The organism is Allobosea sp. 67-29 (genome assembly GCF_001898115.1).
Taxonomy (GTDB): Bacteria; Pseudomonadota; Alphaproteobacteria; order Rhizobiales; family Beijerinckiaceae; genus Allobosea.
In genome coordinates, this window is sequence record NZ_MKSQ01000005.1 from 638,284 (window position 1) to 661,881 (window position 23,598).

Genomic DNA, 23,598 nt, shown 5'->3' on the forward strand with positions numbered 1-23,598 from the left:
GCTCGCATTTCCATCGCAACTAGGATCTCCCATGACAATTGAGAAGAAACTTCCGTCTGTTGACGAAGGTGGCCCACCCATGCCCGGATTTCGGTTTCCGTCGGCGTCTGAAGGCGATCGATGGGACGAGATCGACCGCATCGGCCGAGTCTTGGACGCAGTCCATCCGCGGCCGGCTTTTGCGCAGCGCCCGGCGAGCGACCTCGCTGGTATCTCTGATCCTGACGAGCTGGCGTTCGAGCTGCATTGCTCCTTTCACCTGCTCGATCTGAATTGCCCCGAGATTCAGCGTCTGATCGAGAGCGTTAAGGGGTCGTACCACGGCGCCTTCATTGTCAATCGCATGGCGCCGAAGGCCGCCGTGGGCAAGCCCGACGCGATACGTCGGAAGCGTCAGCCTAAGGGCAAGCGTCCGATCCTTCCCAACCTGTTCTCGCTGGCGAACGAGCTCGCGGCGGCACAGGAGGCCTCGGCGGCCACCGAGAGCTGATCTCATCGCTCTCATGACGAAGGCCGGCGTCCAGAGAGGGCGCCGGCACCCATCCCCATGCAATTTTGGAGAAGAACATGATTACGGAAGAAGACTTGCTCGCGGCCGGCTTTCGGCCTGCTGTTCCCTTTGCGTGCATCGAACTTGCACAGGACAGCCTGACAGCGGCTATTCACGCTCATCTTGATTGGGTGAGGGCCAACGGCGGCAACATCCAGAACTTGCCGCCCCTGCCGTCCCTGCCGTTCGTCGGCACGCCCGACCCGAGCAATCCGTTCCATCCCGTCGTGCAGTCGATGAAGCCGCGGCGCGCGGTCTTGACGGTCGACGAGGTGGTCAAGGGCTTCAACGCGGTGTCGTTCGCGATGCGGAAGCACGGAACTGTCATGAACGCGCATTTCACGTTTGCCTGGGGCCTGATGGGCATCCGGGACCATGCCGAGGCTACGCGGGTGTTCACGGCGTTCAATCAAGAAGCGGCCAAATGGTTGGCAGTCGGGTCCCCGTCGATGATCAAGTTCCGCAGGCGCATGACGAAGCGGGCTGAGGTCGGCGGTACGGAGCACATGTACTTCTATGTTCATGAGAATGCGCGGGACAGGGGGTTTCACACCCACATGCTCGCCTTCATCCCGCCCACGAAGGCTGCCCTGTTCAAGGCATGGGCGCGGGGCTGCCTCCACCGCCTGAGCGGCTACAAGGGCATGCACGAAGACGCGCTGCATATCACGGTCGACAACAGCCGAATCGAGAGCCAGCGCGTGGCGTGGTGCTGGGCTAGGTTTCGCTACATGACGAAGACGCTGGAGCCAACCTGGCACGTGCGCGGTGACAAGGGCGAATGGTTGGAGGGTCGGGCGATTTTTAGGCCCGATCGTCCGTTCGTCGAGGCTGCCCCCGTCCACTGCGCGCAGGTCACGTCCGGGTCTCGCAACATTTGGACGAAGGCTCAGGCCGACGCCGGCTTCGTGTCCCGGTACCGCGTCACCGGGGAACTTGACCGGCTCTACGATGGCTCTGAACTGCATGAACGGCGGCGGGAGATCGAGCGGGCCGAGGATGAGGCCCGGATCGTCGACCTGACCCGGACCTTGAACCTCTGACCAACGTCATGGGCGTCGGGCGTCAGGCAGCCCCGCGCCCATGCCTTGAACAGGGCAGCCTTCGTGGGCGGGCTGAAGGCGAGCATGTGGGTGTGAGGGGGGCACCGAGCTGACGTCGAAGAAGAAGCGACGACCGGCGAAATAAACGAATCCTGCCGGGATGGGGATTGCCGAAGGACAGGCTGGCCGGGGTCACTGCAGAGAGTGGATAACGGCGGATTTGTCGGAGATGGAGGGGAGGTAGGAGGCAGTTGGAGAAGGTAGGCTGGTGTAAGGTGGTGTAGGGGGGAAGAGGAGTGAAGGCAGAGGCTGTATGGTGGTGTAGGGGGAGTAGGAGGAGGGAAGGCAGCGGTTGTATGGTGGTGTTTGGAGGGGTATTCCGAATATCGAACCAAATGCAGCTGAAACACAGCTGTCACCCGTTGATTAATGCGTCAGTCCCCGAGCGTTTCGCCAGTCCGGGCGCAACGCGCTCTACGACAGCTTGAGCGTCGGAATCTTCGATATCTCCCGGTGCAGTGCCTCCATCGGGAATTCTCCATAACCGTCGGCGACGGTCTTGCGCTGGTGGCCGGTGATGGCGTCGACGATATCGGGCGCCAAACCGTGACGGCGCCCCAGGGTCTTGAGGCGGTGACGCCATGAGTGGTTCGGCGCCAGGCGCTCGTCTTTGAGGCCGAGATTGCGGACCCAGCGGCCGAGCACCTTGGTGCCATTACCGCCGCGGCTCCCGAAGCGATCGGCCGGCAGATCGGCAAACAACGGCCCCTTCTTCACCTTCCTGGCAAAGTCGAGGAACTTCGCTTCGATCAATGCAGGATGAAGAGGCACGGCTCGCTCCGAGCCGGCGGTTTTGATCGAACCAGCCTGTGGGTCGATCTTGAAGCACCAGATGCCATCGATCTCGACGATGTCCTCGCGGCGGAGCTGACAGATTTCGGCGACGCGGGCACCGGAATAGGCGCACAGCCATGGCACCCAGCGCTTCACGGGATCGGTCTCGGCCGAAGCGGCCTTGAGAACGATCTTGGCTTCGGATTCATCGTAGCCCCGACGCGAGTTTGCCGCCTTCTTCTTGACGTCCATGGTGATGCGCTCGGCGGGATTGCTTGGGAGCTTCCGGTTGTCAACAGCCCATTGCAGGATCGCTCGGATGGGCACGAGGTGGGCGTCGCGGATCGTTTTTGGCTGGAAGCCGCTTTCGATCAGGGAGGCTTTCCAGCGCACCATCTCGTCGGGCGTCAGGCGCGCGGCGTCGTCATGGCCGATCGCCTTCTTCAGTTTTTCGACAACAGCTTTCCAGGCGTAGAGCGTCTTGGCCGCTGGCTTTTTCTCCGCAGCCCAGCCTTTGACCAGGTTGTCGAAAGAAACCGGCTCGGTGATCTTGGCAGAGGGAGGTGCCTGCTGTTCGCCTGCCGCCGCGGACATGGCCCCCAAAGGCCTTCCCTCCAAGAAGTTGCCCTTAGCCCATTCCGTCAATGTCAGGCTTGCCCTCTGGATGGCCGAAGCGAATGCCTTGGCCGTTCTCCGGCGGCTCTCATCGTCGACTGACCAGCCGAGAGCTTCCAATCTCGCATCCGCACTCCGGGTGCAGAACCCTTCAAGCTTCCAAATTTCGGCTTGCTCGGCCACTTCCTCCCAGGATGGATTAGGGTTCGAGGGACGCAGCATTACATGCACTTCGGGTGGGAACAGCTTTTCGCCGAGCGCAATCTTCCATGGTTGCTGGCTCGGGTTATCCCTGTGCGTCGTCAGCCAATAATCATATGCGTGCTGGGCGATGTCGTGAGCCTCGCGTTCCGTGAGCGTGCGGGGACCGGCCCGGAGGTTTGCCCACCGCTCCTCGATAGCGGAGAGCATGGCGAGATGCTTGCGCTTCGCCTCCGCCGGATCGCGCGTGCCGAGGCTCTGCTTCTCCTCGGTCTTGCCGACGAGCTTCTGCAGCTCGCCGGGGACGCGCTTGCGAAACCAATAGATGCCAGTCTTGGGATGCTTCCAGGGACGGGCCATCGCGAGAGCCATTGTGTACCACCCGTGTGTACCACTCGGGCGCTTGCAAGCTCTTGATTTGCCTAAGTTCTCTTGAAAATCAACCCCTTGCGGGATTGCTGGCGGACAGGGCGGGATTCGAACCCGCGATACGGTTTCCCGTATACACACTTTCCAGGCGTGCGCCTTCAACCACTCGGCCACCTGTCCGGCGCGCTGCTTATGACTGCGAGGGCCCGATCTTTCAAGGGCCGAGATGCAGGGTATTCACAATCCGGCATCTTCGCGTCGGCCGACCGGTCCTCGGCGTGGCGGGTCGTCTTTCGCCGAAATCCTTCGGGCGGGTTGCGATAATGACGCCGTGCGCGCACATCTGCTCGCAGCAGGACGCGGACCTCCCGGCCCGAAAGGAGACATGGTGCGACTTCTGATCAGATGGCTGGGCTATCTTCTCGTGGCGGCGGGCTTCGTCGCGCTGGTGCTCGACGGTGCGCGCGCGATCGCCAACGGCCATCTTCGCTTCACCACGCTCGGGGACGTGCTGGCGGCCCTGCTGCATGACGGCTACCGGTCGCTCGGGTCGATGATCGCCAGCAATCTCCATCCAGTGCTGTGGGACCCGATCCTGCTCTCGGTCATGCCGGTGCCGGCTGCACTCTTGGCACTGACGCTCGGCTTCGTTCTGCTCTGGCTCGGCCGCGCGCCCGAGCCGCGGATCGGCATCGTCACGCGGCGGTGATCGGCTCCCGCCGATGCCGCTCCTGTGCAGAAGCCGCGTCGATGCCTACATTGGGGATCGAAGCGAACCGAACGGAGCCGACCATGTTCTCCCTGCGCAAGAAGACTGCACTGCCGACCGCGGCCGAGGCGCTGCCGGGACGTCCCGAGGCGATCGCCACAGCGGAGACGCATTTCGTCAACGGCCATCGCCTGGCCGGACCCTATCCGGAGGGAATGCGCTCGGCGCTGTTCGGGCTCGGCTGCTTCTGGGGAGCCGAGCGCAAGTTCTGGCAGATGGGTGACGGTGTCTGGGTGACTGCGGTCGGCTATGCCGGCGGCGAAACCCCGAACCCGACCTATGAGGAGGTCTGCAGCGGCCTGACCGGACATGCCGAGGTCGTGCTCGTGGTCTACGATCCGGCCAAGCTGCCCTATGAGGAACTGCTCAAGGCCTTCTGGGAGAACCACGATCCGACCCAGGGTATGCGGCAGGGCAACGACATCGGCACGCAGTACCGCTCGGCGATCTATGTTTTCGACGACGCCCAGCGCGCGGCGGCCGAGCAGTCGCGGGACGCTTATCAGAACGCTCTCGCCGCCGGCGGCTATGGACCGGTGACGACCGAGATCCGCACGGCGCCGCCCTTCTATTTCGCCGAGGACTACCACCAGCAATATCTCGCCAAGAACCCGGCCGGCTATTGCGGCCTGGGCGGCACGGGCGTGGCCTGCCAGATCGGCCTCGGCGTTCACGCCTGAGGGGGCTGCCCGCATCGGCGCGGAAGGGCGTCGGCTGCGACGCTCTTCCTGAAGGTTCCCGATCTGTTCTTGCCTTGGACTCGAAGCTCGGCTAGCGTTGCCTCGGGGACGGGGTGGGCCGAGATGGTGACGCGGGTCGCGACGGTTGCGTTCGAGGGCATCGAGGCACGCGCCGTCGACGTCCAGGTGCAGGTCGCCTCCGGCAATGTCGCATTCGTCCTGGTCGGATTGCCGGACAAGGCGGTCGCCGAAAGCCGCGAGCGGGTGAGGGCGGCCCTTCTGGCTTCGGGGCTGGCCCTTCCCGCCAAGCGCATCACGGTCAATCTGGCGCCCGCCGACCTCCCGAAGGAGGGCAGTCACTATGACCTGCCGATCGCGCTCGCCGTCATGGCGGCCATCGGCGCGGTTCCGCCCGATGCCCTTGCCGGCTACACGGTGCTGGGGGAGCTTGCTCTCGACGGTTCGATCGCGCCGGTTGCCGGCGTGCTGCCGGCGGCGATCGCGGCCTATGATCGGGGCCAGGGGCTGATCTGTCCCGCTGCCACGGGTCCGGAGGCTGCCTGGGCGGCGGCGGATATCGACATCCTGGCGCCGCGCTCGCTGATTCAGCTCGCCAATCATTTCAAGGGGACGCAGGTGATGGCCCGGCCGGAGCCGGCCGTGGCGCGCCAGGCCGGAGCGTTACCTGATCTGGCCGACATCAAGGGGCAGGAGAGCGCCAAGCGCGTTCTCGAGATCGCCGCTGCCGGTGCCCATAATCTGCTCATGAACGGTCCTCCCGGCGCCGGCAAGTCGATGCTGGCGAGTCGACTGCCCTCGATCCTGCCGCCGCTGACGCCGCGCGAGCTGCTCGAGGTCTCGATGGTGCTGTCTGTGGGCGGGCATCTTGCCGGCGGCGCCCTGACCGATCGGCGTCCCTTCCGCGCTCCGCATCACTCGGCTTCGATGGCGGCGCTTGTCGGCGGCGGCCTGCAGGCGAAGCCGGGCGAGGTTTCGCTCGCCCATCACGGCGTGCTCTTTCTCGACGAGCTGCCGGAGTTCCAGCCGCAGGTGCTCGACGCGCTACGCCAGCCGCTCGAGACCGGTGACGTGCTGATTTCACGCGCCAACCACCGCGCCGTCTATCCCGCCCGCTTTCAGCTCGTGGCCGCGATGAACCCTTGCCGCTGCGGCAAGGCGACCGAGCCGGGCTATGCCTGCCGGCGCCAGCCGAACGAGCGTTGCATCGCCCAGTACCAGACCCGGATCTCCGGCCCGCTGCTCGACCGGATCGATATCACGATCGACGTGCCGGCGGTGACGGCGGCCGATCTCATTCTGCCCCGGCCGGCGGAAGGGTCTGCCGAGGTCGCCACGCGTGTCGCGGCTGCGCGCGCGATCCAGAGCGCACGCTTTGCCGCGCTCGGGCTCGATCACATTACCACCAACGCCGCCTGTCCGGCGCCGGTGCTGGAGGAAATCGCCCGTCCGGACAAGGCCGGCCTCGCCTTGCTGCGGGATGCGGCCGAGGCGATGCGCCTGACGGCCCGCGCCTATCACCGCGTGCTCAAGGTCGCGCGCACCCTCGCCGACCTGGATGGCGAGGAGAAGGTCGGCCGGTTGCATCTGGCCGAAGCGTTGTCCTACCGCGCGCGAGGCGGAGATCTGGCCCAGGCGGCCTGAAGCAGCGCCGGAGACCGGCCAGGGCGCCAAGGTTAAGCCATCCTTGCGCGATGGCCTCGAAAGCGCGCTTTCCTCAGGCGGCTTTTTTCAGGGGGGACTCGCTAGAGCGGGAGCATGATGCTTTCGTTCTGGATGTGGTTTGCCGTTGGCCTCGCCGGCCTTGCCCTGCTCGGCGGGGCGGGTCTGCTCGTGCAGCGGCGGCTGGAGCGTTCCCGCCGCCGGATCGCCTCGCTGCTGCAGGAGACCGAGACGCTCAACGACCGCCTCTGGAGCCTCGCCGACAGCGAGCAGCGCTATCGCAGCCTGGTCGAGGGGCAGGGCGACTTCATCGTGCGTCGTGACGGCGCGCGCATCGTCTACGCGAACGCGGCCTTTGCGGCGCTCTTCGGAGCGAGCGAGGCCGATCTGGAGGGAAGCGAGGCGCAGCTGCCCCAGCTCGCCGCGCGGGCGGTGCGGCCCCTCGATGGTGGCGCGCGCAGCTTCGACGAGTGCCTCGCCACGCATCTGGGCGAGCGCTGGATCGCCTGGGTCGAGACCGCCGTCCCCGGCCCGCAGGGACGCACCCTGATCCAGCGCGTCGGCCGCGACATTTCAGCCCGCATCGCCGACGAGGACGCGCTGGTCGAGGCCCGCGCCCGCGCCGAGGCCGCCAACGAGGCGAAGTCGCGCTTCCTGGCCACTGTCAGCCACGAGTTCCGGACGCCGCTGAACGGCATCCTCGGGATGTCGGACCTGCTGGCCGATACCGGGCTCGACGCGGAACAATCGACCTATGTCCAGGCCCTGCGCATTTCCGGCGAAGCCCTGCTGGCGCTGGTGGACGACATCCTCGATTTCGCCAAGGTGGAGGCCGGGCGCCTCGAACTTGTCGAGGAGCCCTTCGACATCGTGCAGCTCGTCGAGACCGTCTCGGAGCTGATGGCGCCGAGGGCGCAGGCCAAGGGCATCGAGCTTGCCGCCTATATCGCGCCCGAACTGCCGGCGCAGCTCGTCGGCGATCGCGACCGCCTGCGGCAGGTCCTGCTCAATCTCGTCGGCAACGCGGTGAAGTTCACCGATGCCGGCGGCGTCGGCCTCAGCGTCCGGCGCGTGCGCAATACCGTCGAGATCGTTGTTGCCGATACCGGTCCGGGCATCCCGGCAGATCGGCTGGAGGTGATCTTCGGCGAGTTCGAGCAGCTTGAACGCGAGGCGGGCGCGCGCCACGCCGGCACCGGGCTCGGCCTCGCCATCGTGCGCCGGCTCGTCGGCTTGATGGGCGGCGAGGTCCGGGCGGAGAGCCGGCTTGGCGAAGGTGCGAGCTTCCGGGTGACGCTACCGCTCGTTGCCGCACCTGGCGCCGAGGCTGTGCCGATCCCGCAATGGCCTGGCCAGCACGTCCTGCTGGCCTCGCCGGCCCCCTTTGCCGCGCGTTTCCTCTGGGAGTCGATCCGCGAGACCGGCGCGACGGTCTCCGTTGCGGCCACGGCGGAGGCCGCTCGCACGATCCTGGGCGGCGACGTGCCGGTGACCGCCGTCCTGATCGATCATGCGCTCGGCGACGACACGGCCAAGGAACTGGCGGCGAACGTCGCGGCGGCCGGCATCCGCGACTGCCTCATCCTGCTGTCGTCGCTGGCGCGGCGCCAGTTCGGTCCGCCCCAGGCCGCCGGGTTCTCGGGCTTTCTGATCAAGCCCGTGCGTGCGCGTTCGCTCTATGAGCGATTGGGCGTGCGTTTCCCGCAAGCTTTGCCGGCTGCTTCACAGGCGCGGCCTGCGGCGCGGAGCCGGCGGCCGCCCCTCAACGTCCTCGTCGCCGAGGACAACGAGATCAACGCGCTGCTCTTGACGCGGACCCTGGAGCGCCTCGGCTCGTCGGTCATCTGGGTTCGCAATGGCCGCGAGGCGCTGCAGCGCATCGAAGCGAGCCTGACCGGCGCCGCCGCGCCGCTCGATCTGGCGCTTCTCGACATCCGCATGCCGGCGATGACCGGGCTGGACTGCGCCCGCGCCGTGCGCGTGCTCGAGGCCGGGCTCCGCCGCAAGCCGCGGCTGCCGCTGGTTGCGGTGACGGCCAATGTCTCGGTCGCCGATCGCGAAGCGGCGCTCGAGGCGGGGATGGACGATTGCCTCGCCAAGCCGCTCGAGCGCACTGCCCTCCTGCGCTGGCTCGACCATCTCGGCAGCAGGGCTTCGCGCTCCCGCTCGGCTTGACCGGCGTCACGGCTTCGACGCAGTTCTGTCGCAAAGTTGTAAGGTCGTCGGCGCAAGCCTTCGGTGCCGTGAAGCGGCCTGAAGTCGGATTCGCCACGGGGCAGGATCGCCCCGACACTGAACCCGCCTTCAAAAGCGTGATAGGATGCGCTCGATCGGATCGGTTCCCCTGTCGGTCCGGTCGGCATGAATTCTGGGGCGGGGACAGGCCATGGTACTGCACGTTTCCGGGAGCTCGAACGCGCAGCAAGCTCGGTTTCCGGCCGCCAATCCGCTGCTTTCGCGGCTCGTGCCGATGATGATGATCACCGGCGGAGCGATGCGCCGATATGGATTGGAAGCCGGCGAATCAGAGCCGCTTTCTGGCACGCTTGGTCGGCTCGGCTCGCTCGAAGTCCGGCTGGCGCGCGGGCCGCGCGAGATCTGGCGGGCTCAGCGCCTGCGCTATCGCGTTTTCTACCAGGAGATGTCGGCGAAGCCCGATGTGGTGGCGCGCATGTTTCGCCGCGACGCGGATCGTTTCGACAAGGCCTGCGATCACCTGCTCGTCATCGACCACGCCGCGAAAGGGCGGTTCGGCAACGTCAAGCCGAAGGTGGTCGGCACCTACCGTCTGATGCGCCAGAGCGCGGCGAACCGGATCGGCGGCTTTTATACGCAGAGCGAGTTCGACCTGGTGCCTCTGCTTGCGCGCCATCCCGGCCAGCGTTTCCTCGAGCTCGGCCGCTCCTGCGTATTGAAGCCTTATCGCAACAAGCGGACGGTCGAGCTGCTCTGGTCCGGTATCTGGGCTTATCTGGAGCATCACCGCATCGACGCGATGTTCGGCTGCGCCTCCTTCGACGGCACCGACCCCGATGCCCTCGCCCTGCCGCTGAGCTTCCTGCACCACCAGGCCCGCTCGCAGGGTGAGTGGAGCGCGCAGGCTCATCCGGAACATTATGTCGGCATGGATCGCCTGCCGGCCGAGATGGTCGACGCCAAGCTCGCGCTGAGGCAGATGCCGCCGCTCATCAAGGGGTATCTGCGACTGGGCGCCCGTTTCGGTACGGGGGCGGTGATCGACCGCCAGTTCGGAACCACCGATGTCCTCGTCGTGCTGCCTGTCTCGGCGATCGACAAGCGTTATGCCGAATACTATGGCGGCGATGGCGCGCGCCACGCCGCCTGAGGCTGTTTCATTCGCCGGCTGCGGTCAGCGCCCGCAACGCCTCGCGGTAGCTCGGATAGCGGAAGGCATAGCCGAGCTCGCGCTTCACGAGGGCGTTCGAGACCCGCTTGTTCTCGCCGTAGAAGCTCGCCGCCATCGGTGAGAGCCGGGCCTCCGAAAAGGGCATTTCCGGCGGAGCCTCCAGCCCCGTCAGCTCCGCAGCGAAGCTGACGACATCCTGCGGCGGAGCCGGCTCATCGTCGGTGACATTATAGATCGCGCCGTTGCGCGGCCGGGCCAGCGACGCCATCAGGATGCCGGCGATATCGTCGACATGGATGCGGTTGAAGACCTGGCCGGGCTTCACCAGCCGCGTCGACTTGCCCTCGCGCAGCTTGGCGACGGGGTTGCGTCCCGGGCCGTAGATGCCCGCGAGGCGGAAGATCTGCACGGCCTTGCCGGTGTCGCGTCCGAGGGCGAGCCAATCCTGCTCGATCGCCACCCGCAGGGTGTTGCGGGCGTTGCCCGGCTTCACCGGCTGGGTTTCGTCGATCCAGGCGCCGTCCTGGTTGCCATAGACGCCGATGGTCGAAAGATAGCCGATCCAGCGCAATGCCGGCGCCGCGGCGAGATCGCCCCGCAATCGCTGCAGCACGGGGTCGCCATCCTCCGCCGGCTGGACCGAAACCAATACCGCCTCAGCCTCGGCGACGGCCTTCGCCAGTGCCGTCGACACCGCGAAGCCGCCGAAGACCAGCGTGCGGATGCCCTCGCGGCTCAGCTCCGCGGCGCGCTCCGCCGAGCGCACCGTTCCCGTCACCTCCCAGCCGCGTGCGAGCGCGGCACGCGCGAAGAAGCCGGCCGAATAGCCGAGGCCGAGGATCAGCAGTTTCATGCGGCATCTTCCGTGGAGGAGGGCAGGGCGGACCACTCGGCCCGCACCAGCGGATCGGCTTCGCTGCGCAGGGCAGCAGGCGCAAGCGCGATGGCCCGCTGCGGATCGAGGCGCCCGAGCGCCCACACCGCCATGGCCCGCACCAGCGGCGAGGCGTCGTCGAGATGCGCGACGGCGCTCTCCGCGAGTTCCGGCCCGCCGCTGTTGCCGATCGCGATCAGGACGTTGCGCAGGAAGCGGTCGCGTCCCGTCCGCTTCACCGGCGTGCCGGCGAAGAGTTTGCGGAAGGCCGCATCGTCGAGGTGGGCGAGCTCGGCCAGCGGCAGCCCGTCGAGCTCGTCCTTGAGGGCGAGGCGGGCTTCCCGCGAGGCTTCGGCGAACTTGTTCCAGGGGCAGACCGCGAGGCAGTCGTCGCAGCCGAAGATGCGGTTGCCGATGCCGCGTCGCAATGCGGCGTCGATATGGCCGGGATGTTCGATGGTGAGATAGGCGATGCAGCGGCGCGCATCGAGCTGGTAGGGCGCCGGGAAGGCGTCGGTCGGGCAGATGTCGAGGCAGCGCCGGCAGGAGCCGCAATGGTCGGCCTCGGGCGCGTCAGCCGGCAGCGCGGCGGTGGTATAGATCGCTCCCAGCAGCAGCCAGGAGCCGTGCTCGCGCGAGACCAGCACGCTGTGCTTGCCCTGCCAGCCGAGCCCGGCCGCCTGCGCCAGCGGCTTTTCCATGACCGGAGCGGTATCGACGAAGACCTTGACGTCGGCGCCGCCGCGCGCCGCCAGCAAGCCCGCCACGCTCTTCAGCTTGCCCTTGATGACGTCATGATAGTCGCGCCGGCGTGCATAGAGCGAGATCGCGCCCTTGTCCGGCTGGGAGAGCATGGCGAGCGGGTCGCCTTCGCCGGCGTAGTTCATTCCGAGCATGACGACGGAACGGACCTCGCTCCACAATGCCCGCGGATCGGCCCGCTCGGCGGTGCGCTCGTCCATCCAGTTCATGTCGCCGTGATAGCCGGCTTCGAGCCAGGCCTTCAGCCGGTCCGGCGCGAGCGGTATCGCATCGGCCGCGGCGACGCGCATCACCGCGAAACCCTCGGCATGGGCGCGCTCGGCCACGGCGCGCTTGAGCTTTTCGGCGCTCAGAAGTCCAGATTGTCGTAATGGGCGCTCGGCGACATGCCTGGCACCCGGTCCGCCAGAAGCGGCCGGAAGCTCGGTCGCGATTTGATTCGGGCGTACCATGCGCGCGCCGTCTCGTCCTCTTCCCAGGGCACGTCGCCGAGATAGTCGACGCAGGAGAGATGCGCCGCCGCGGCGAGGTCGGCATAGCTCAATCGGGCACCGGCAAGCCAGTTCCGCTTGGCGAGCAGCCAGGAGATGTAGCGCAGATGATAGCGCACATTCGATCGCGCTGCGCGGATCGCGCCCATCTCCGGCGGTCCGCCGCCTTCGTCGCGGCTCATGAAGCGCTTCATCACCTTCTCGAGCACCAGCGGCGCCGTGATCTCGTCATGGAACTTCTGGTTGAACCAGTCGAGCAGCCGGCGCACCTCGACGCGCTCGCCAGGCCCTTCCGGCAGGAGCCTGCGGTCGCCGAGCGCGAGTCCGCGCGTCTCGTCGAGATACTCCGCGATCGGTCCCGCGCCGGGCACCGGCAGCCCGTTCTGCTCCTGGAACACCGGCGTCGTGCCGGCGGTGTTGAGCTCAAGGAATTCCCGCCGTCGCTCCCAGACACGCTCCTCGACCAGCTCGGCATCCATGCCGAACTCACCGAGCACGAGGCGGATGAAGCGCGAATGCGGGCATAGCGGGTAATGATAGAGGGTCGCCATGGCACTCATGAAGCCTTGAAGCGGGTCAAATGCGGCCGAAGCGGGGCGAGAGGCCGGAAAAATCCCCGCTATGCGTTCGGCGCCCGCTCTTATCACGCCCGAAAACGGCCACAAGCGGCGCCGATGCGGAAGAGAAGGATTCGGCCGGTTCCCTTCGCGAAGTGGTAACCAATTTGCAAAGAGCTGGGCGTAAGCCGACTCGGATCGACCGGTATCGGCCGAAGCGGATAGTCAGTCGCACGAGGACGTTCTTCCATGCAGAATATCATCGAAGCCTTCGTCCTCGGCATCGTCGAGGGCCTGACCGAGTTCCTGCCGGTCTCCTCCACCGGCCATCTCCTGCTGCTCGGCCACTTCCTCGGCTTCGAGTCGAACGGCAAGACCTTCGAGGTTCTGATCCAGCTCGGCGCCATCCTGGCCATCCTGCTGGTCTATTTCCGCCGCCTGCTCGACATCGCGCTGCGCATCCCGAGCGATCCTTCGGCGCGGCGCTTCGTCATCGGCGTCCTCGTGGCTTTCCTGCCGGCGGCCGTGATCGGTGCCTTGCTGCACGGCTTCATCAAGGGGGTGCTGTTCAATCCCCTGATCGTCTGCTGCGCGCTGATCGCCGGCGGTCTCGTCCTGCTGGTGGTCGATGAACTGGAGTTGCAGGAGAAATATACCGACGCGACCACCTTCACCCTGCCGATGTATCTGAAGATCGGCTTCTTCCAGTGTCTCGCGATGATCCCCGGCGTATCGCGCTCCGGTGCCACCATCGTCGGGGCGATGCTGCTCGGCGCCAGCAAGCGGGCGGCAGCCGAGTTCTCGTTCTTCCTCGCCATGCCGACCATGGCCGGCGCCTTCGCCTACGACCTGCTCAAGAGCTACAAGGAGCTGTCGTTCAACGACGGCATCCTGATCGTCATCGGCTTCGTCGCGGCCTTCTTCTCGGCGCTCATCGTCGTGCGCTCCTTCCTCGATTTCGTCTCGCGGCGCGGCTTCGCCGTCTTCGCCTGGTGGCGCATCATCGTCGGCCTGGTCGGGCTGGCCGGGCTCTGGATCGTCGGCTGAACGCCTGCCTCAGCCGGCTCGGGAGGGATCGCCCAGCGGCTTGGGCACGGCCGCAGGAGCGAGGGGAGCCGTCGCCGCCGCCGAGGTGAGCGAGGCCGTCTGCCGCTCGATCATGCGGTGGACCACCGGCGGGTTGGGGCCGCTGTGGAGCGCCCGGACTCGTTCGCCGATCTCGGCGTCGGCCTGCGTCACGCGCTGGTTCTGACGGACGTATTCGACCCAGGTCGGGCTGTCGTAGCGCTCGAACCACAGCGTGGGATCGGTAAGGTCGCGCAGCAGCGTCCAGTGCCGCGCGCCGTCGCGCCGCCGGATGCGCCGCCGTTCCGCCATCACGTTGAGGAAGGCGACGACATCCTCCGGCTTGATGATGTATTCGACCGTGACGATCACCGGCCCGCTGCGGGGCTCGATGTCGACGGCGACCTTGGGCTCCCGCCAGCGACTGAGGGGATCGAGATTCAGCTCCTCCAGCGGCGGCAGCCGGTAGCGCAGGCCGAGCGCGGCGCCGATCAGCAGGGCTATAGCCGACAGTTCGAGCCCCCTGTCAGTGCCGAAGAGCAGGGCGGTGCGGCCCCAGGCCCAGCTTCCCAGCGCCATGCCCCCGAAGGTCGCCATCTGGTAGATCGCCAGTGCCCGTCCCACGACCCAGCGCGGCGCGGAGAGCTGCACCGTGGCATTGAAGGTCGACAGCGCCAGAACCCAGCAGGCGCCGCAGATGAACAGGCCCGGCATGGTCATCCAGATCGTGCGGCTGGACGCCACCACCAGGATGCCGACCGCATAGGCGATGAAGGTCGAGCGCACCAGCGCCTCGGTGCTCATGATCCGGCGCAGGCGGGCGCTCATGAACGCCCCGGCGACCGCCCCGGCGCCGAAGCCGCCGAGCAGGATGCCGTAGGTTAGCGGGCCGCCGCGGATCAGGTCGCGCGCGACGAGCGGCAAGAGGGCGAGGCCGACGATGGCGCCGAAGCCGAAGGCGAAGGCGCGCAGGATCACCGCGCGGATATTGGGCGACATCGCGACATAGCGCACGCCCGCGCCCATCGCGATGAACAGCGTCTCGCGGGGCAGGACGCGCTCGATCCGGGGCGGCTGCCAGCGGGCGAGCACCGTGATCAGGCCGATATAGGAGAAGGCGTTGATCACGAAGGCGGCGACTGCGCCTGCCGCCGCGACGATGGCGCCGCCGATGGCGGGCCCGACGCTGCGGGCGATGTTGAAGGCGACGCTGTTCAGCGTCACCGCCGCCGGCACGTCGCGGCGCGGCACCATGTCGCCGACCGAGGATTGCCAGGCCGGATTGTTGAGCGCCGTCCCGCAGCCGATCAGGAAGGTGAAGCTCAGCAGCAGCCAGGGCGTGATCAGGCCGAGCCAGGCGCAGGCCGCCAGGCCCACCGAGACCGTCAGCATGAAGCCCTGCGCCGTCAGCATGATCCGCCGGCGGTCGTAATTGTCGGAGATCGCGCCGGCGGCCAGCGAGAACAGCATCACCGGCAGCGTGGTCGAGGCCTGCACCAGCGCAACCATCTCGGCCGAGGGCGAGATCGAAGCCATCATCCAGGAGGCGCCGACTGCCTGGACCAGGCCGCCGAAATTCGAGGCGAGGCTTGCGAACCAGACGGCGCGGAAGATCGGCTGCCGCAACGGAACGAAGGGAGAGGAGCGGTTCTCGGAAGGCGCTATGCCTTCCGAAGCGAGCTCGGCTTCCGCCACATCGGCCGTCGGCTGGGCATGCAAATCATCAGGCATGCAATAGGGTTAGCATGAGGTCGCGCGGAGGAAACCGTTTTCGGCTTCGAAAACGCCGAAACGGAGAAAGTTTTTGCCAGGGTACGCCGCCACATGCGAGCCCCATCCCGGGCAGCGGCGCAGTGACCTCTCGACGGATGGCCGAGGGCGCTCCGGAGGAATCTCGAGCGTCCCTTGCGACGCGATCCTTGCCGGAATGGCTGCTCAGGATGAGGGCTGAGGAGCCTGGTCGCGTGCCGGCTGTCGGGGCAGTCGGCGCTCGCCCGGCTTTCGTCTGCGCCATGCATGCCCGGCCGCCACGGCCAGGCCCGCGAGCGCGACCCAATGCGCCGGCCTGATCGAGGCATAGTCCCAGTAGGTCAGGATGTCGGCATTGGCCTGGAAGACGAGCCAGGGCAAGACGCCGCTGGTCAGCGCATACCAGCCGGTTTCGAGCAGCGCCGTGGCGAGCCCTGCGAATAGCGCGAGGCCTGCGAGAACGGGAAGCGAGGCCGGACGTTTCCAGCGATAGAGCCCACGATAGAACAGCAGCAGCACGAAGAGCCCGCTCATCAGGACCGCTTCCGTCACGTCGATCTTCGACTGCAGTGCGAAATGCAGCAATGCCAGCGCGGTGATCGGGTAGACGAGATTGTGCAGCCTCTGCCAGTTCTTGCCGAGGCGACGGATCATGCCGTCCGTCGAGGTCGCTCCCAGCGCGCAGAGGCCGAGCAGCGCGACGAAGCCGATCGTCAGGTAGAAGCGCTTGACGATCTCCGAGACGATCAGCCCCCAGTCGAAGGCCATGTCGATGCAGTAGAGCCCGAGATGACCGAGCGCATAGGCCATGACCGAAAGGCCGAGCATGCGCCGCACCCCGATCAGCTTGCCCCAGTCGAGCAGGCGCCTCAGCGGCGAGATCGCCAGCGACAGGATCAGCAGCCGGACGGCCCAGGTTCCGGTGCGGTGGATCGCCTCGGTCCAGGGCTTGGAGCCGAGCTCGCCCATCCAGGCCGCATAGAGCACGAGCGCCGCCGGCAGCAGCGTCAGCGCGAACGCCGCTGCCCTCAGGCCCGAGAACCGGCCCTGCCGATCGAGCCAGGGCAACCACCCTTGCCATGCGGTTGGCCCTCCGCCTGGCGCAGCGCGCGTGGCCATGCGCCGGGCATCGCCGCGAACGGTCGTGCCCTGGGGCGAGGGCGGGGCTGTCACGGGGCGCTTTCCATCATGCGGGATCATCGTCTCCCGCATAACCGATGCATGGGGCGCCTGTCCTACACCTCTGCACACAAGGGCGTGAGGCGGGCGCGCTCCGGCCCGCCTCGGCGCGGTTGGCCTCCTCAGGCGGCGGCCTTGATCGCCAGCGTGTGGCCGAGCGCGGTCGCATCGGCGCCGCGCGCCTCGCGCACCAGCCGCGTCCCGGCCTTCGTCGCCAGGAAGTCGGCGAGAACCGCATCCTCCTGCCGCACGAAGCCGCGGGCAGGCAGCTTGCCGGCCAGGAACAGCTCGACCATGGCGACGCAGCCGGACGCGGTGGTGAGCTGGATCGCGCCGAGATCGTCGTTGCCGTCATAGCGCAGCACGACGCTTTCCTCCTCCAGCCGGCCATTGCGCTCGCCGACGCCGGTGACGAAGATCACCACCACGTCCTTGCGGGTGAAGGGGGCGGAATGCGTGAGGATGCGCCGCATCGTCTCGCGGTCGTCGGCGAGTTCGAGGTCGCGCAGCAGCAGCTTCATGATCTCGGCATGGCCGGGATAGCGCAGCGTCTTGTAGCTCATGTTGCGCACCCTGCCGGCCAGGGTCTCGGTCAAGGTGCCGAGCCCGCCGGAGGTGTTGAAGGCCTCGTAGCCTACGCCATCGATCATCACGCTCTCGATGCCTTCGAGCGCGGGAACGAGGGTCGGCTGGCCGTCGAAGACGATCTCGCAGGGATTGCAGTATTCGTTGATCAGCCCGTCGACCGACCAGGTCACGTTGTAGCGCAACGCATTGGTCGGATAGAGCGGCAGCGCGCCGACGCGCATCTTGATGGTGCGCACAGTCTCGAAGCGCGCCGCCATGTCGGCGCCGAGGATGCAGATGAAGCCCGGCGCCAGGCCGCATTGCGGGGCGAGCGCGATATCGGCGGTCTCGCCGAGCTCCCTGATATAGGCGGTGGTGGCGACGTCCTCGGTCAGGTCGAAATAATGGGTCTTGGTTTCGGCCGCGACCTTGGCGATGCCCTTGTTCAGGAAATACGGGCAGGCGCTGACGACGATGTCGCGATCCGTGAGGAAAGCGCGTAGCGCCGCGAGGTCGGAGGCGTCGACGACCGCCGTGCCGAAGCGCTTGCCAGTGGCATGGGCGAGCTGGGCCTGCGACGCATCCGCCAGCGTGACCTCATGGCCTTGCTCGGCCAGCATGCCGGCGATGATGACACCGATCTGGCCCGCGCCGAGAACGGCGATGCGTTTCTTCTGGATGGTCATGGCGATCTCCTGTCATGGCCGGTCCGCTGCGGACCGTTCGCTGACGCCATGCTGGAGCCGGGGCCTGCTCGATTTAACGGGCGGATCGTCGATTCGATGGCTTATGACTGCCAATATCGCAGATTAATTCTGAAATTCGATGGATAATCCATCTGCGCCTCGACCTGGGCGAACCTGTCAGCGCTCGAACTTCCGCGCCAGAATCACGGATGAGGTGGTCCGCCTTACGCCGTCCATCTCGGCGATCCAGTCGATCACCGCGTCGAGGTCGCTCGCGGTCTCGCATTCGACCTTCACATAAAGATCGAAATGGCCGCTCAGCGTGTCGCACTGCACGACCTCGGGCCGCTTCTTCAGCGCCGCGACGACCCCGCCCTGCCGCTTGACCTCGAGTTCGATCATCACCAGAGCCGCGATCGTGGTCGCGGGCCGCGCGGCTCTGCCCAGGATGGTGGTGTAGCCGGCGATGATCCCCTCGCGCTCCAGCCGCGCCAGCCGCCCCTGGACGGTCGCGCGCGAGACGCCGAGCATCTTGGCGATCTCCGAGAGCGGCAGGCGCGCATTCTCGGACAGAATGCGGATCAGGTCTCGGTCCTTCGCCGCGTCGGACGGTCTCGCCATGCTGTCTCCGCTGCTTCGCAAGGCCGGCACCATGCGGGCAAACCCCGGTGAGGGGCAAGCCGGGGAGCGGGCGTCCGGGCGGGCGTAGCGGTCAGTTTTCCTAGGAACCGGCAGGCCGTCCGGGGGCGTTGGCGCGGGCCGGAAAGGGCTTGCATTGCGTCTCGAATAAGAGTGGCATGCTCCCCGGCGGCAACCGATCTTTGCCATGGAGAACGCCATGTTCAGGACTTTCATTCTCGCATCCGCGTCGGCGCTTGCGCTGGCGTCCTTCGCCGTGTCGCCGGCCGCGGCGCTGACGATGAAGGAATGCAGCGCCAAGTATCAGGACGCCAAGAAGGCCAACACGCTCAAGGGCCAGAAGTGGAACGATTTCCGCAAGGCCCAGTGTGGCGACGATGATGCGTCGGACACGGATGCCGCCGCCGCCGTGCCGGCCGAGCCCGCTGCTGCGCCGGCCGCAGCCACGGCCGCCAAGCCTGCGGCGCCGATGGGCAAGGCCAAGGCCGCCGTGTTCCCGAAGGCGGTCTCGCAAAAATATTCGAACGAAAGCGCCGGCAAGGCTCGTCTCAAGACCTGCGCCGACCAGTACAACGCCAACAAGGCGGCCAACGCCAACGGCAATCTGAAGTGGATCGAAAAGGGCGGCGGCTACTGGAGCCAGTGCAACGCCAAGCTCAAGAGCTGATCCGGCACCGATCGGAATCGAATGCCGCGCCGGAAGGGCGCGGCATTCTGCGTTTCAGAGCATCTGGGCAGGGCGCCCCGCCGGGTCGGCGGGGCGTGCCGGCGCGGCTGGCTTTGGCGGCGCCATCCGCTTGTTGAGCATGTTGCCGCGCGTCCGGATGATATGCGCCGTGACCACCTCCTGGACGCGCTTCTCGGCCGCCTCGCGGATCGCGCCGCGATTGGCCGGGCGCCCCTCCTCGTTTTCGATCAGCTCAATCGTGGCGTTGGTCAGGGCGTCGACGTCGTTCTTGCAGAACAGCATCGCCGCCTTGGCGACGACTTCCGCCTTCTCGTCGGTCAGCAGCATGGAAGCGCCCTCGCGGCCAATGCAGGCGAGCATCTTGCCGCTGATCAGATCGCGGGTCTTTTCCAGCAGCGCTTTCTTTTCGGCGCGCGCGGCCTTGTCTCTCTCCAGCGTCTCGCGCCGCTGCGGATCGGAGCGGGCGTCGGCGGGAGCGTCGGGCGAGACCGGACCGCGCACGTTGCCGCTCTGCTTCACGCATTCGACGAGCGCCGGCAGCATCTCGCCGGTCGAGGTCAATGCGAAGGTATAGCGTGCGTCGTTGGCGACGAGTTCGAGGTAGCGACCCTGCCGGAAGGCGCTGATCAGCGCCGATTGCGCCGGCATCGCGATGGTCAGCAAGGTCGGGGACTTGATGTTGGCGACGACGTCGATCGTCGATCTGCGATCGAAGACGAGGCGCAGCTTCAGCGTCTCGCCCGTCCGCAGCGTCCAGCCAGGCTTCGAGAAGCCGAGCAGCCAGGTGTAATCCGCCGTCACCGAGGTCAGCATGGTGACGCCGCTCTTGTAGCGGGCGCTGACGGCGCAATGCGAGAAGGCGCCCGTGGCGTCGCTGGTGAAGGTTCCGCCCGACCAGTTGCCGACAACGATCTTGCCGAACGGTCCGGCCGCGCTGGCCGGAAGCGACAAAAGGCAGCTCAGGGCGACCGCGACGGCCCGCATCCGGTTTTCTCCACGTCGATCCGGCCTTCAGGTTAGAGGAACCGATCGGCCGACGTCCAGAAAGCAGAACGACCGGCCGTCGCCGGCCGGTCGCTCCGATGTGGTTCGGCGGATGCCGCTCAGTCGACCGCGCGCACCGCGCCTTTGGCGGCGCTGGTCGCCATGGCGGCATAGGCCTTGAGCGCGGTCGAGACCTTGCGCTTGCGCGGCGCCGCTGGCTTCCAGGCGTCCTTGCCCTTGGCCTCCATATGGGCGCGTCGATGGGCCAGCTCCTCGTCGGAGACCTGCAGCGAGATGCTGCGGTTGGGGATGTCGATCGCGATGATGTCGCCGTCCTCGACGAGGCCGATCGCGCCGCCCTCGGCCGCTTCCGGCGAGACGTGACCGATCGAAAGGCCCGAGGATCCGCCCGAGAAGCGGCCGTCGGTGACCAGAGCGCAGGCCTTTCCGAGGCCCTTCGACTTCAGATAGCTCGTCGGGTAGAGCATCTCCTGCATGCCCGGCCCGCCGCGCGGCCCCTCATAGCGGATCAGCACGATGTCGCCGGGCTTGACCTTGCGGTTGAGGATGCCGTCGACGGCGGCATCCTGGCTCTCGAAGATCACGGCCGGGCCGGAGAATCGGAGGATCGAGGCGTCGACGCCCGCCGTCTTCACGATGCAGCCGTCGAGCGCGATATTGCCGTAGAGCACCGCGAGGCCCCCATCCTTGGAATAGGCATGCTCGGCGCTGCGGATCACGCCCTTCTCGCGGTCGGTGTCGAGTTCTTCGTAACGGCGCTCCTGGCTGAAGGCGGTCTGGGTCGGCACGCCGCCTGGCGCCGCGCTGTAGAAGCTGCGCACCGCCTCGCTCTGGGTCTGCTTGACGTCCCAGCGCGAGAGCGCCTCGGCCATCGTCGCACTGTGCACGGTCGGCAGCGAGGTATCGATCAGCCCGGCGCGGTCGAGCTCGCCGAGGATCGCCATGATGCCGCCGGCGCGGTGGACGTCTTCCATGTGCACGTCCGCGACGGCGGGCGCGACCTTGCACAGCACGGGCACGCGCCGCGACAGCCGGTCGATATCGGCCATGGTGAAGTCGATCTCGGCCTCATGCGCCGCCGCCAGCAGGTGCAGCACCGTGTTGGTCGAGCCGCCCATCGCGATATCGAGCGTCATCGCGTTCTCGAAGGCCTTGAACGAGCCGACATTGCGCGGCAGCACGCTCTCGTCCTCCTGCTCGTAGTAGCGGCGGGCCAGATCGACGATCAGATGCCCGGCCTCGACGAAGAGGCGCTTGCGGTCGGCATGGGTGGCGAGCGTCGAGCCGTTGCCCGGCAGGGCGAGGCCGAGCGCCTCGGTCAGGCAGTTCATCGAATTGGCCGTGAACATGCCCGAGCAGGAGCCGCAGGTCGGGCAGGCCGAGCGCTCGATCACCTCGACCTGCTCGTCGGTATATTTGTCGTCGGCGGCGGCGACCATGGCATCGATGAGGTCGACCTTCTTCAGCACGCCCTCGGCGATATACTTGCCGGCCTCCATCGGTCCGCCCGAGACGAAGACGGTGGGGATGTTGAGCCGCATCGCCGCCATCAGCATGCCTGGCGTGATCTTGTCGCAGTTGGAGATGCAGACCATCGCGTCGGCGCAATGGGCGTTGACCATGTATTCGACGCTGTCGGCGATGATCTCGCGCGAGGGCAGGCTGTAGAGCATGCCGTCATGGCCCATGGCGATGCCGTCATCGACCGCGATGGTGTTGAACTCCTTGGCGACGCCGCCGGCGTTCTCGATCTCGCGCGCGACGAGCTGGCCGAGGTCCTTGAGATGGACATGGCCCGGAACGAACTGGGTGAAGGAGTTCACCACCGCCACGATCGGCTTGCCGAAATCGCCATCCTTCATGCCGGTGGCACGCCAGAGGCCGCGGGCGCCGGCCATGTTGCGGCCATGGGTGGAGGTTGCGGATCTCAGCTTGGGCATTTCTTTGCGTCTCCGGTCTCGGGCTTGCGACGTCCCGTTCACGTCAAACTATCGCTGCGACGTCGCGCGTCAAAATTGAATTCTTCGATTTTGACGATCGGCGCCATGCATGGCGCGCGCATGGATAAGCGACAGATCGTTTCCGAATTGGCATAAGGGCTTTCCGTTTGTGGCCGAACAGGAGGGCGATCCGGGCCATGCTGCGCAATATCGACGTCGACCTGCTGCGCAGCTTCGTCACCGTCGCGGAGCTCAGGAGCTTTACCCGCGCGGCAGCCGCCTTGTTCCGCAGCCAGTCCACCGTCAGCACCCAGATCCGCAGGCTGGAGGAGCTGGCAGGGCAGACCCTGCTGCAGCGGTCTCCGCATGAGGTTCTGCTCACGCGCGCGGGCGAACAATTCCTCGGCTATGCCCGCCGCATCGTTGCGCTGCACGACGAGGCGCTGGACGTCATCAACGCGCAGAGCGTCAGCGGGCGGGTGCGGCTGGCGGTGATGGACGACTACGCCACCGTCGTCCTGCCGGAGACGTTGGCCCGCTTCGCGCGCTCGCATCCGGAGGTCGAGCTCGAGGTCACCACTGGCTTCACGCGCGATCTGCTGAACAGCCTGGGCGAGGAGTTCGACCTCGTTCTCGCCACGCAGAAGGCCGGGGACGGCCGCGGCGAAGTGCTGCGCCGGGAGCAGACGGCCTGGGCCTGCTCGGACCGTGTCCCCTTCGCTATCGACGAGCCCCTGCAGCTTGCCTTGCTGAAGGCGCCCAACATGTTTCGCGAGTGGGCGCTGGAGGCGCTGGACGAAGCCGGCCTGCGCTGGCGCATCCTGTTCTCCTCGTCGAGCATCGGCGCCGTCGAGGCCATGGCGGCCTCCGGCGTGGCGCTGACGGTCGTGAAGGCCGGCACGGCCCGTCCCGGTCTTCAGCTGCTCGGGGCCGAGCACGGCCTGCCGGTGCTGCCGGCCTCCGAGATCGCGCTGCATCTCGCTCCGGGCCGGACATCGGCCGCCATGGCCGCGCTCTCCGCCTTTCTGGCGGAAGCTTTGAGCGATGGCGCGCCCTCGTATTGAGGCGGCGCTTTCCAAAGCCTTTTCCGATCGTTCCCGGATCGCCGCAGGGAAATTCCGCTTCGAGAGCGGACGGCGGCATGCGGGCCGCGGTTCAAAACCGCCCAACTTCGCCTAGCAAATTGAATTTGTTCGAGAATTCATTTTTGTCGAAAAACTTTCAAAAAGCGCGTTGACAGGAGAAAGATGTCCCGCCTATAAACCGCCCATCGAGACGGCGCCGCCGC

Annotated in this window: 20 protein-coding genes and 1 tRNA gene; 10 read left to right on the top strand and 11 right to left on the bottom strand. The window is 66.8% G+C overall.

Translation table 11 applies throughout. The features are described 5' to 3' along the window. Nucleotides 1-31 precede the first annotated feature (31 nt). Both BGO20_RS03530 and BGO20_RS03535 read left to right on the top strand, forming a co-directional pair. Nucleotides 32-490 (top strand): hypothetical protein, encoded by a 459-nt coding sequence (locus tag BGO20_RS03530; RefSeq protein ID WP_291663454.1) that lies wholly within the window; start codon nt 32-34, stop codon nt 488-490. A gap of 77 nt (nt 491-567) precedes the next feature. Next, nucleotides 568-1,593 (top strand): hypothetical protein, encoded by a 1,026-nt coding sequence (locus BGO20_RS03535; RefSeq protein ID WP_291663455.1) that lies wholly within the window; start codon nt 568-570, stop codon nt 1,591-1,593. A 474-nt stretch (nt 1,594-2,067) separates the two neighbouring features. On the opposite strand, the gene BGO20_RS03540 is transcribed toward BGO20_RS03535, so the two are convergent. Beyond that, nucleotides 2,068-3,615, bottom strand: a complete 1,548-nt coding sequence (locus BGO20_RS03540) for a site-specific integrase (RefSeq protein ID WP_291663457.1) — start codon at nt 3,613-3,615, stop codon at nt 2,068-2,070. Between the two features lie 87 nt (nt 3,616-3,702). Next, nucleotides 3,703-3,792: transfer RNA gene (locus tag BGO20_RS03545), tRNA-Ser, on the bottom strand. 205 nt (nt 3,793-3,997) lie between these two features. Between BGO20_RS03545 and BGO20_RS03550 the strand changes: the two genes are divergently transcribed. From BGO20_RS03550 to olsB, 5 genes are all read left to right on the top strand, one after another. Further along, the gene (locus BGO20_RS03550; RefSeq protein WP_291663458.1) at nt 3,998-4,321 is read left to right on the top strand and encodes a hypothetical protein; all 324 of its coding nucleotides are present in this window, start codon (nt 3,998-4,000) and stop codon (nt 4,319-4,321) included. 83 nt (nt 4,322-4,404) lie between these two features. After that, on the top strand, nt 4,405-5,061 hold the full coding sequence (msrA, locus tag BGO20_RS03555) for a peptide-methionine (S)-S-oxide reductase MsrA (protein WP_291663459.1): 657 nt from the start codon (nt 4,405-4,407) through the stop codon (nt 5,059-5,061). Nucleotides 5,062-5,184: 123 nt separating this feature from the next. Beyond that, nucleotides 5,185-6,723: a YifB family Mg chelatase-like AAA ATPase gene (locus tag BGO20_RS03560; protein WP_291663461.1), complete on the top strand. Its 1,539-nt coding sequence runs from the start codon at nt 5,185-5,187 to the stop codon at nt 6,721-6,723. A 114-nt stretch (nt 6,724-6,837) separates the two neighbouring features. Further along, on the top strand, nt 6,838-8,916 hold the full coding sequence (locus tag BGO20_RS03565) for an ATP-binding protein (protein ID WP_291663463.1): 2,079 nt from the start codon (nt 6,838-6,840) through the stop codon (nt 8,914-8,916). A 298-nt stretch (nt 8,917-9,214) separates the two neighbouring features. Continuing rightward, nucleotides 9,215-10,087 carry a l-ornithine N(alpha)-acyltransferase gene (olsB, locus tag BGO20_RS03570; RefSeq protein ID WP_465245990.1) on the top strand — a complete coding sequence of 291 codons (873 nt, stop codon included), beginning with the start codon at nt 9,215-9,217 and terminating at the stop codon, nt 10,085-10,087. Between the two features lie 7 nt (nt 10,088-10,094). On the opposite strand, the gene BGO20_RS03575 is transcribed toward olsB, so the two are convergent. From BGO20_RS03575 to BGO20_RS03585, 3 genes are read right to left on the bottom strand one after another with little or no spacing between them, the layout of a single operon-like run. Beyond that, on the bottom strand, nt 10,095-10,961 hold the full coding sequence (locus tag BGO20_RS03575; RefSeq protein ID WP_291663465.1) for an SDR family oxidoreductase: 867 nt from the start codon (nt 10,959-10,961) through the stop codon (nt 10,095-10,097). Beyond that, nucleotides 10,958-12,196 (bottom strand): tRNA epoxyqueuosine(34) reductase QueG, encoded by a 1,239-nt coding sequence (gene queG, locus BGO20_RS03580; protein ID WP_291663467.1) that lies wholly within the window; start codon nt 12,194-12,196, stop codon nt 10,958-10,960. Before queG ends, BGO20_RS03575 begins: the two co-directional genes overlap by 4 nt. Continuing rightward, nucleotides 12,094-12,786 (bottom strand): glutathione S-transferase family protein, encoded by a 693-nt coding sequence (locus BGO20_RS03585; protein WP_291663468.1) that lies wholly within the window; start codon nt 12,784-12,786, stop codon nt 12,094-12,096. Before BGO20_RS03585 ends, queG begins: the two co-directional genes overlap by 103 nt. 255 nt (nt 12,787-13,041) lie before the next feature. Between BGO20_RS03585 and BGO20_RS03590 the strand changes: the two genes are divergently transcribed. After that, on the top strand, nt 13,042-13,839 hold the full coding sequence (locus BGO20_RS03590; RefSeq protein WP_291663469.1) for an undecaprenyl-diphosphate phosphatase: 798 nt from the start codon (nt 13,042-13,044) through the stop codon (nt 13,837-13,839). 9 nt (nt 13,840-13,848) lie between these two features. On the opposite strand, the gene BGO20_RS03595 is transcribed toward BGO20_RS03590, so the two are convergent. From BGO20_RS03595 to BGO20_RS03610, 4 genes are all read right to left on the bottom strand, one after another. Further along, nucleotides 13,849-15,588, bottom strand: coding sequence for an MFS transporter (locus tag BGO20_RS03595; RefSeq protein WP_291663471.1), 1,740 nt, complete (start codon nt 15,586-15,588; stop codon nt 13,849-13,851). 204 nt (nt 15,589-15,792) lie between these two features. Next, nucleotides 15,793-16,674 (bottom strand): protein-methionine-sulfoxide reductase heme-binding subunit MsrQ, encoded by an 882-nt coding sequence (locus BGO20_RS03600; RefSeq protein ID WP_291663473.1) that lies wholly within the window; start codon nt 16,672-16,674, stop codon nt 15,793-15,795. A gap of 233 nt (nt 16,675-16,907) precedes the next feature. Then, a complete protein-coding gene (locus BGO20_RS03605) occupies nt 16,908-18,038 on the bottom strand; it encodes a saccharopine dehydrogenase family protein (protein WP_291663474.1) in 1,131 nt (376 codons plus the stop codon). A 177-nt stretch (nt 18,039-18,215) separates the two neighbouring features. Beyond that, a complete protein-coding gene (locus tag BGO20_RS03610; protein ID WP_291663475.1) occupies nt 18,216-18,659 on the bottom strand; it encodes an Lrp/AsnC family transcriptional regulator in 444 nt (147 codons plus the stop codon). A gap of 217 nt (nt 18,660-18,876) precedes the next feature. On the opposite strand from BGO20_RS03610, the gene BGO20_RS03615 reads away from it, so the two are divergent. Next, the gene (locus tag BGO20_RS03615; protein ID WP_291663476.1) at nt 18,877-19,344 is read left to right on the top strand and encodes a hypothetical protein; all 468 of its coding nucleotides are present in this window, start codon (nt 18,877-18,879) and stop codon (nt 19,342-19,344) included. Between the two features lie 54 nt (nt 19,345-19,398). On the opposite strand, the gene BGO20_RS03620 is transcribed toward BGO20_RS03615, so the two are convergent. Together BGO20_RS03620 and ilvD are read right to left on the bottom strand one after the other, a co-directional pair. Beyond that, on the bottom strand, nt 19,399-20,349 hold the full coding sequence (locus tag BGO20_RS03620) for a hypothetical protein (protein WP_291663477.1): 951 nt from the start codon (nt 20,347-20,349) through the stop codon (nt 19,399-19,401). Between the two features lie 119 nt (nt 20,350-20,468). Continuing rightward, on the bottom strand, nt 20,469-22,310 hold the full coding sequence (gene ilvD / locus BGO20_RS03625; RefSeq protein ID WP_291663478.1) for a dihydroxy-acid dehydratase: 1,842 nt from the start codon (nt 22,308-22,310) through the stop codon (nt 20,469-20,471). Between the two features lie 197 nt (nt 22,311-22,507). Between ilvD and BGO20_RS03630 the strand changes: the two genes are divergently transcribed. Continuing rightward, the gene (locus BGO20_RS03630; RefSeq protein WP_291663479.1) at nt 22,508-23,374 is read left to right on the top strand and encodes a LysR substrate-binding domain-containing protein; all 867 of its coding nucleotides are present in this window, start codon (nt 22,508-22,510) and stop codon (nt 23,372-23,374) included. The last annotated feature ends 224 nt before the right edge of the window (nt 23,375-23,598 follow it).

Excerpts from the sequence above, each read along its gene's own strand:
- BGO20_RS03530 (WP_291663454.1), top strand. The coding sequence starts at position 32 with ATGACAATTGAGAAGAAACTTCCGTCTGTTGACGAAGGTGGCCCACCC.
- queG (WP_291663467.1), bottom strand. The coding sequence starts at position 12,196 with ATGGTACGCCCGAATCAAATCGCGACCGAGCTTCCGGCCGCTTCTGGC.
- BGO20_RS03565 (WP_291663463.1), top strand. The coding sequence starts at position 6,838 with ATGATGCTTTCGTTCTGGATGTGGTTTGCCGTTGGCCTCGCCGGCCTT.
- BGO20_RS03610 (WP_291663475.1), bottom strand. The coding sequence starts at position 18,659 with ATGGCGAGACCGTCCGACGCGGCGAAGGACCGAGACCTGATCCGCATT.
- olsB (WP_465245990.1), top strand. The coding sequence starts at position 9,215 with ATGATGATCACCGGCGGAGCGATGCGCCGATATGGATTGGAAGCCGGC.
- BGO20_RS03615 (WP_291663476.1), top strand. The coding sequence starts at position 18,877 with ATGTTCAGGACTTTCATTCTCGCATCCGCGTCGGCGCTTGCGCTGGCG.
- BGO20_RS03535 (WP_291663455.1), top strand. The coding sequence starts at position 568 with ATGATTACGGAAGAAGACTTGCTCGCGGCCGGCTTTCGGCCTGCTGTT.
- BGO20_RS03585 (WP_291663468.1), bottom strand. The coding sequence starts at position 12,786 with ATGGCGACCCTCTATCATTACCCGCTATGCCCGCATTCGCGCTTCATC.
- BGO20_RS03595 (WP_291663471.1), bottom strand. The coding sequence starts at position 15,588 with ATGCCTGATGATTTGCATGCCCAGCCGACGGCCGATGTGGCGGAAGCC.
- BGO20_RS03630 (WP_291663479.1), top strand. The coding sequence starts at position 22,508 with ATGCTGCGCAATATCGACGTCGACCTGCTGCGCAGCTTCGTCACCGTC.
- BGO20_RS03620 (WP_291663477.1), bottom strand. The coding sequence starts at position 20,349 with ATGCGGGCCGTCGCGGTCGCCCTGAGCTGCCTTTTGTCGCTTCCGGCC.
- msrA (WP_291663459.1), top strand. The coding sequence starts at position 4,405 with ATGTTCTCCCTGCGCAAGAAGACTGCACTGCCGACCGCGGCCGAGGCG.
- BGO20_RS03550 (WP_291663458.1), top strand. The coding sequence starts at position 3,998 with ATGGTGCGACTTCTGATCAGATGGCTGGGCTATCTTCTCGTGGCGGCG.
- BGO20_RS03590 (WP_291663469.1), top strand. The coding sequence starts at position 13,042 with ATGCAGAATATCATCGAAGCCTTCGTCCTCGGCATCGTCGAGGGCCTG.
- BGO20_RS03560 (WP_291663461.1), top strand. The coding sequence starts at position 5,185 with ATGGTGACGCGGGTCGCGACGGTTGCGTTCGAGGGCATCGAGGCACGC.
- ilvD (WP_291663478.1), bottom strand. The coding sequence starts at position 22,310 with ATGCCCAAGCTGAGATCCGCAACCTCCACCCATGGCCGCAACATGGCC.
- BGO20_RS03575 (WP_291663465.1), bottom strand. The coding sequence starts at position 10,961 with ATGAAACTGCTGATCCTCGGCCTCGGCTATTCGGCCGGCTTCTTCGCG.
- BGO20_RS03540 (WP_291663457.1), bottom strand. The coding sequence starts at position 3,615 with ATGGCTCTCGCGATGGCCCGTCCCTGGAAGCATCCCAAGACTGGCATC.
- BGO20_RS03605 (WP_291663474.1), bottom strand. The coding sequence starts at position 18,038 with ATGACCATCCAGAAGAAACGCATCGCCGTTCTCGGCGCGGGCCAGATC.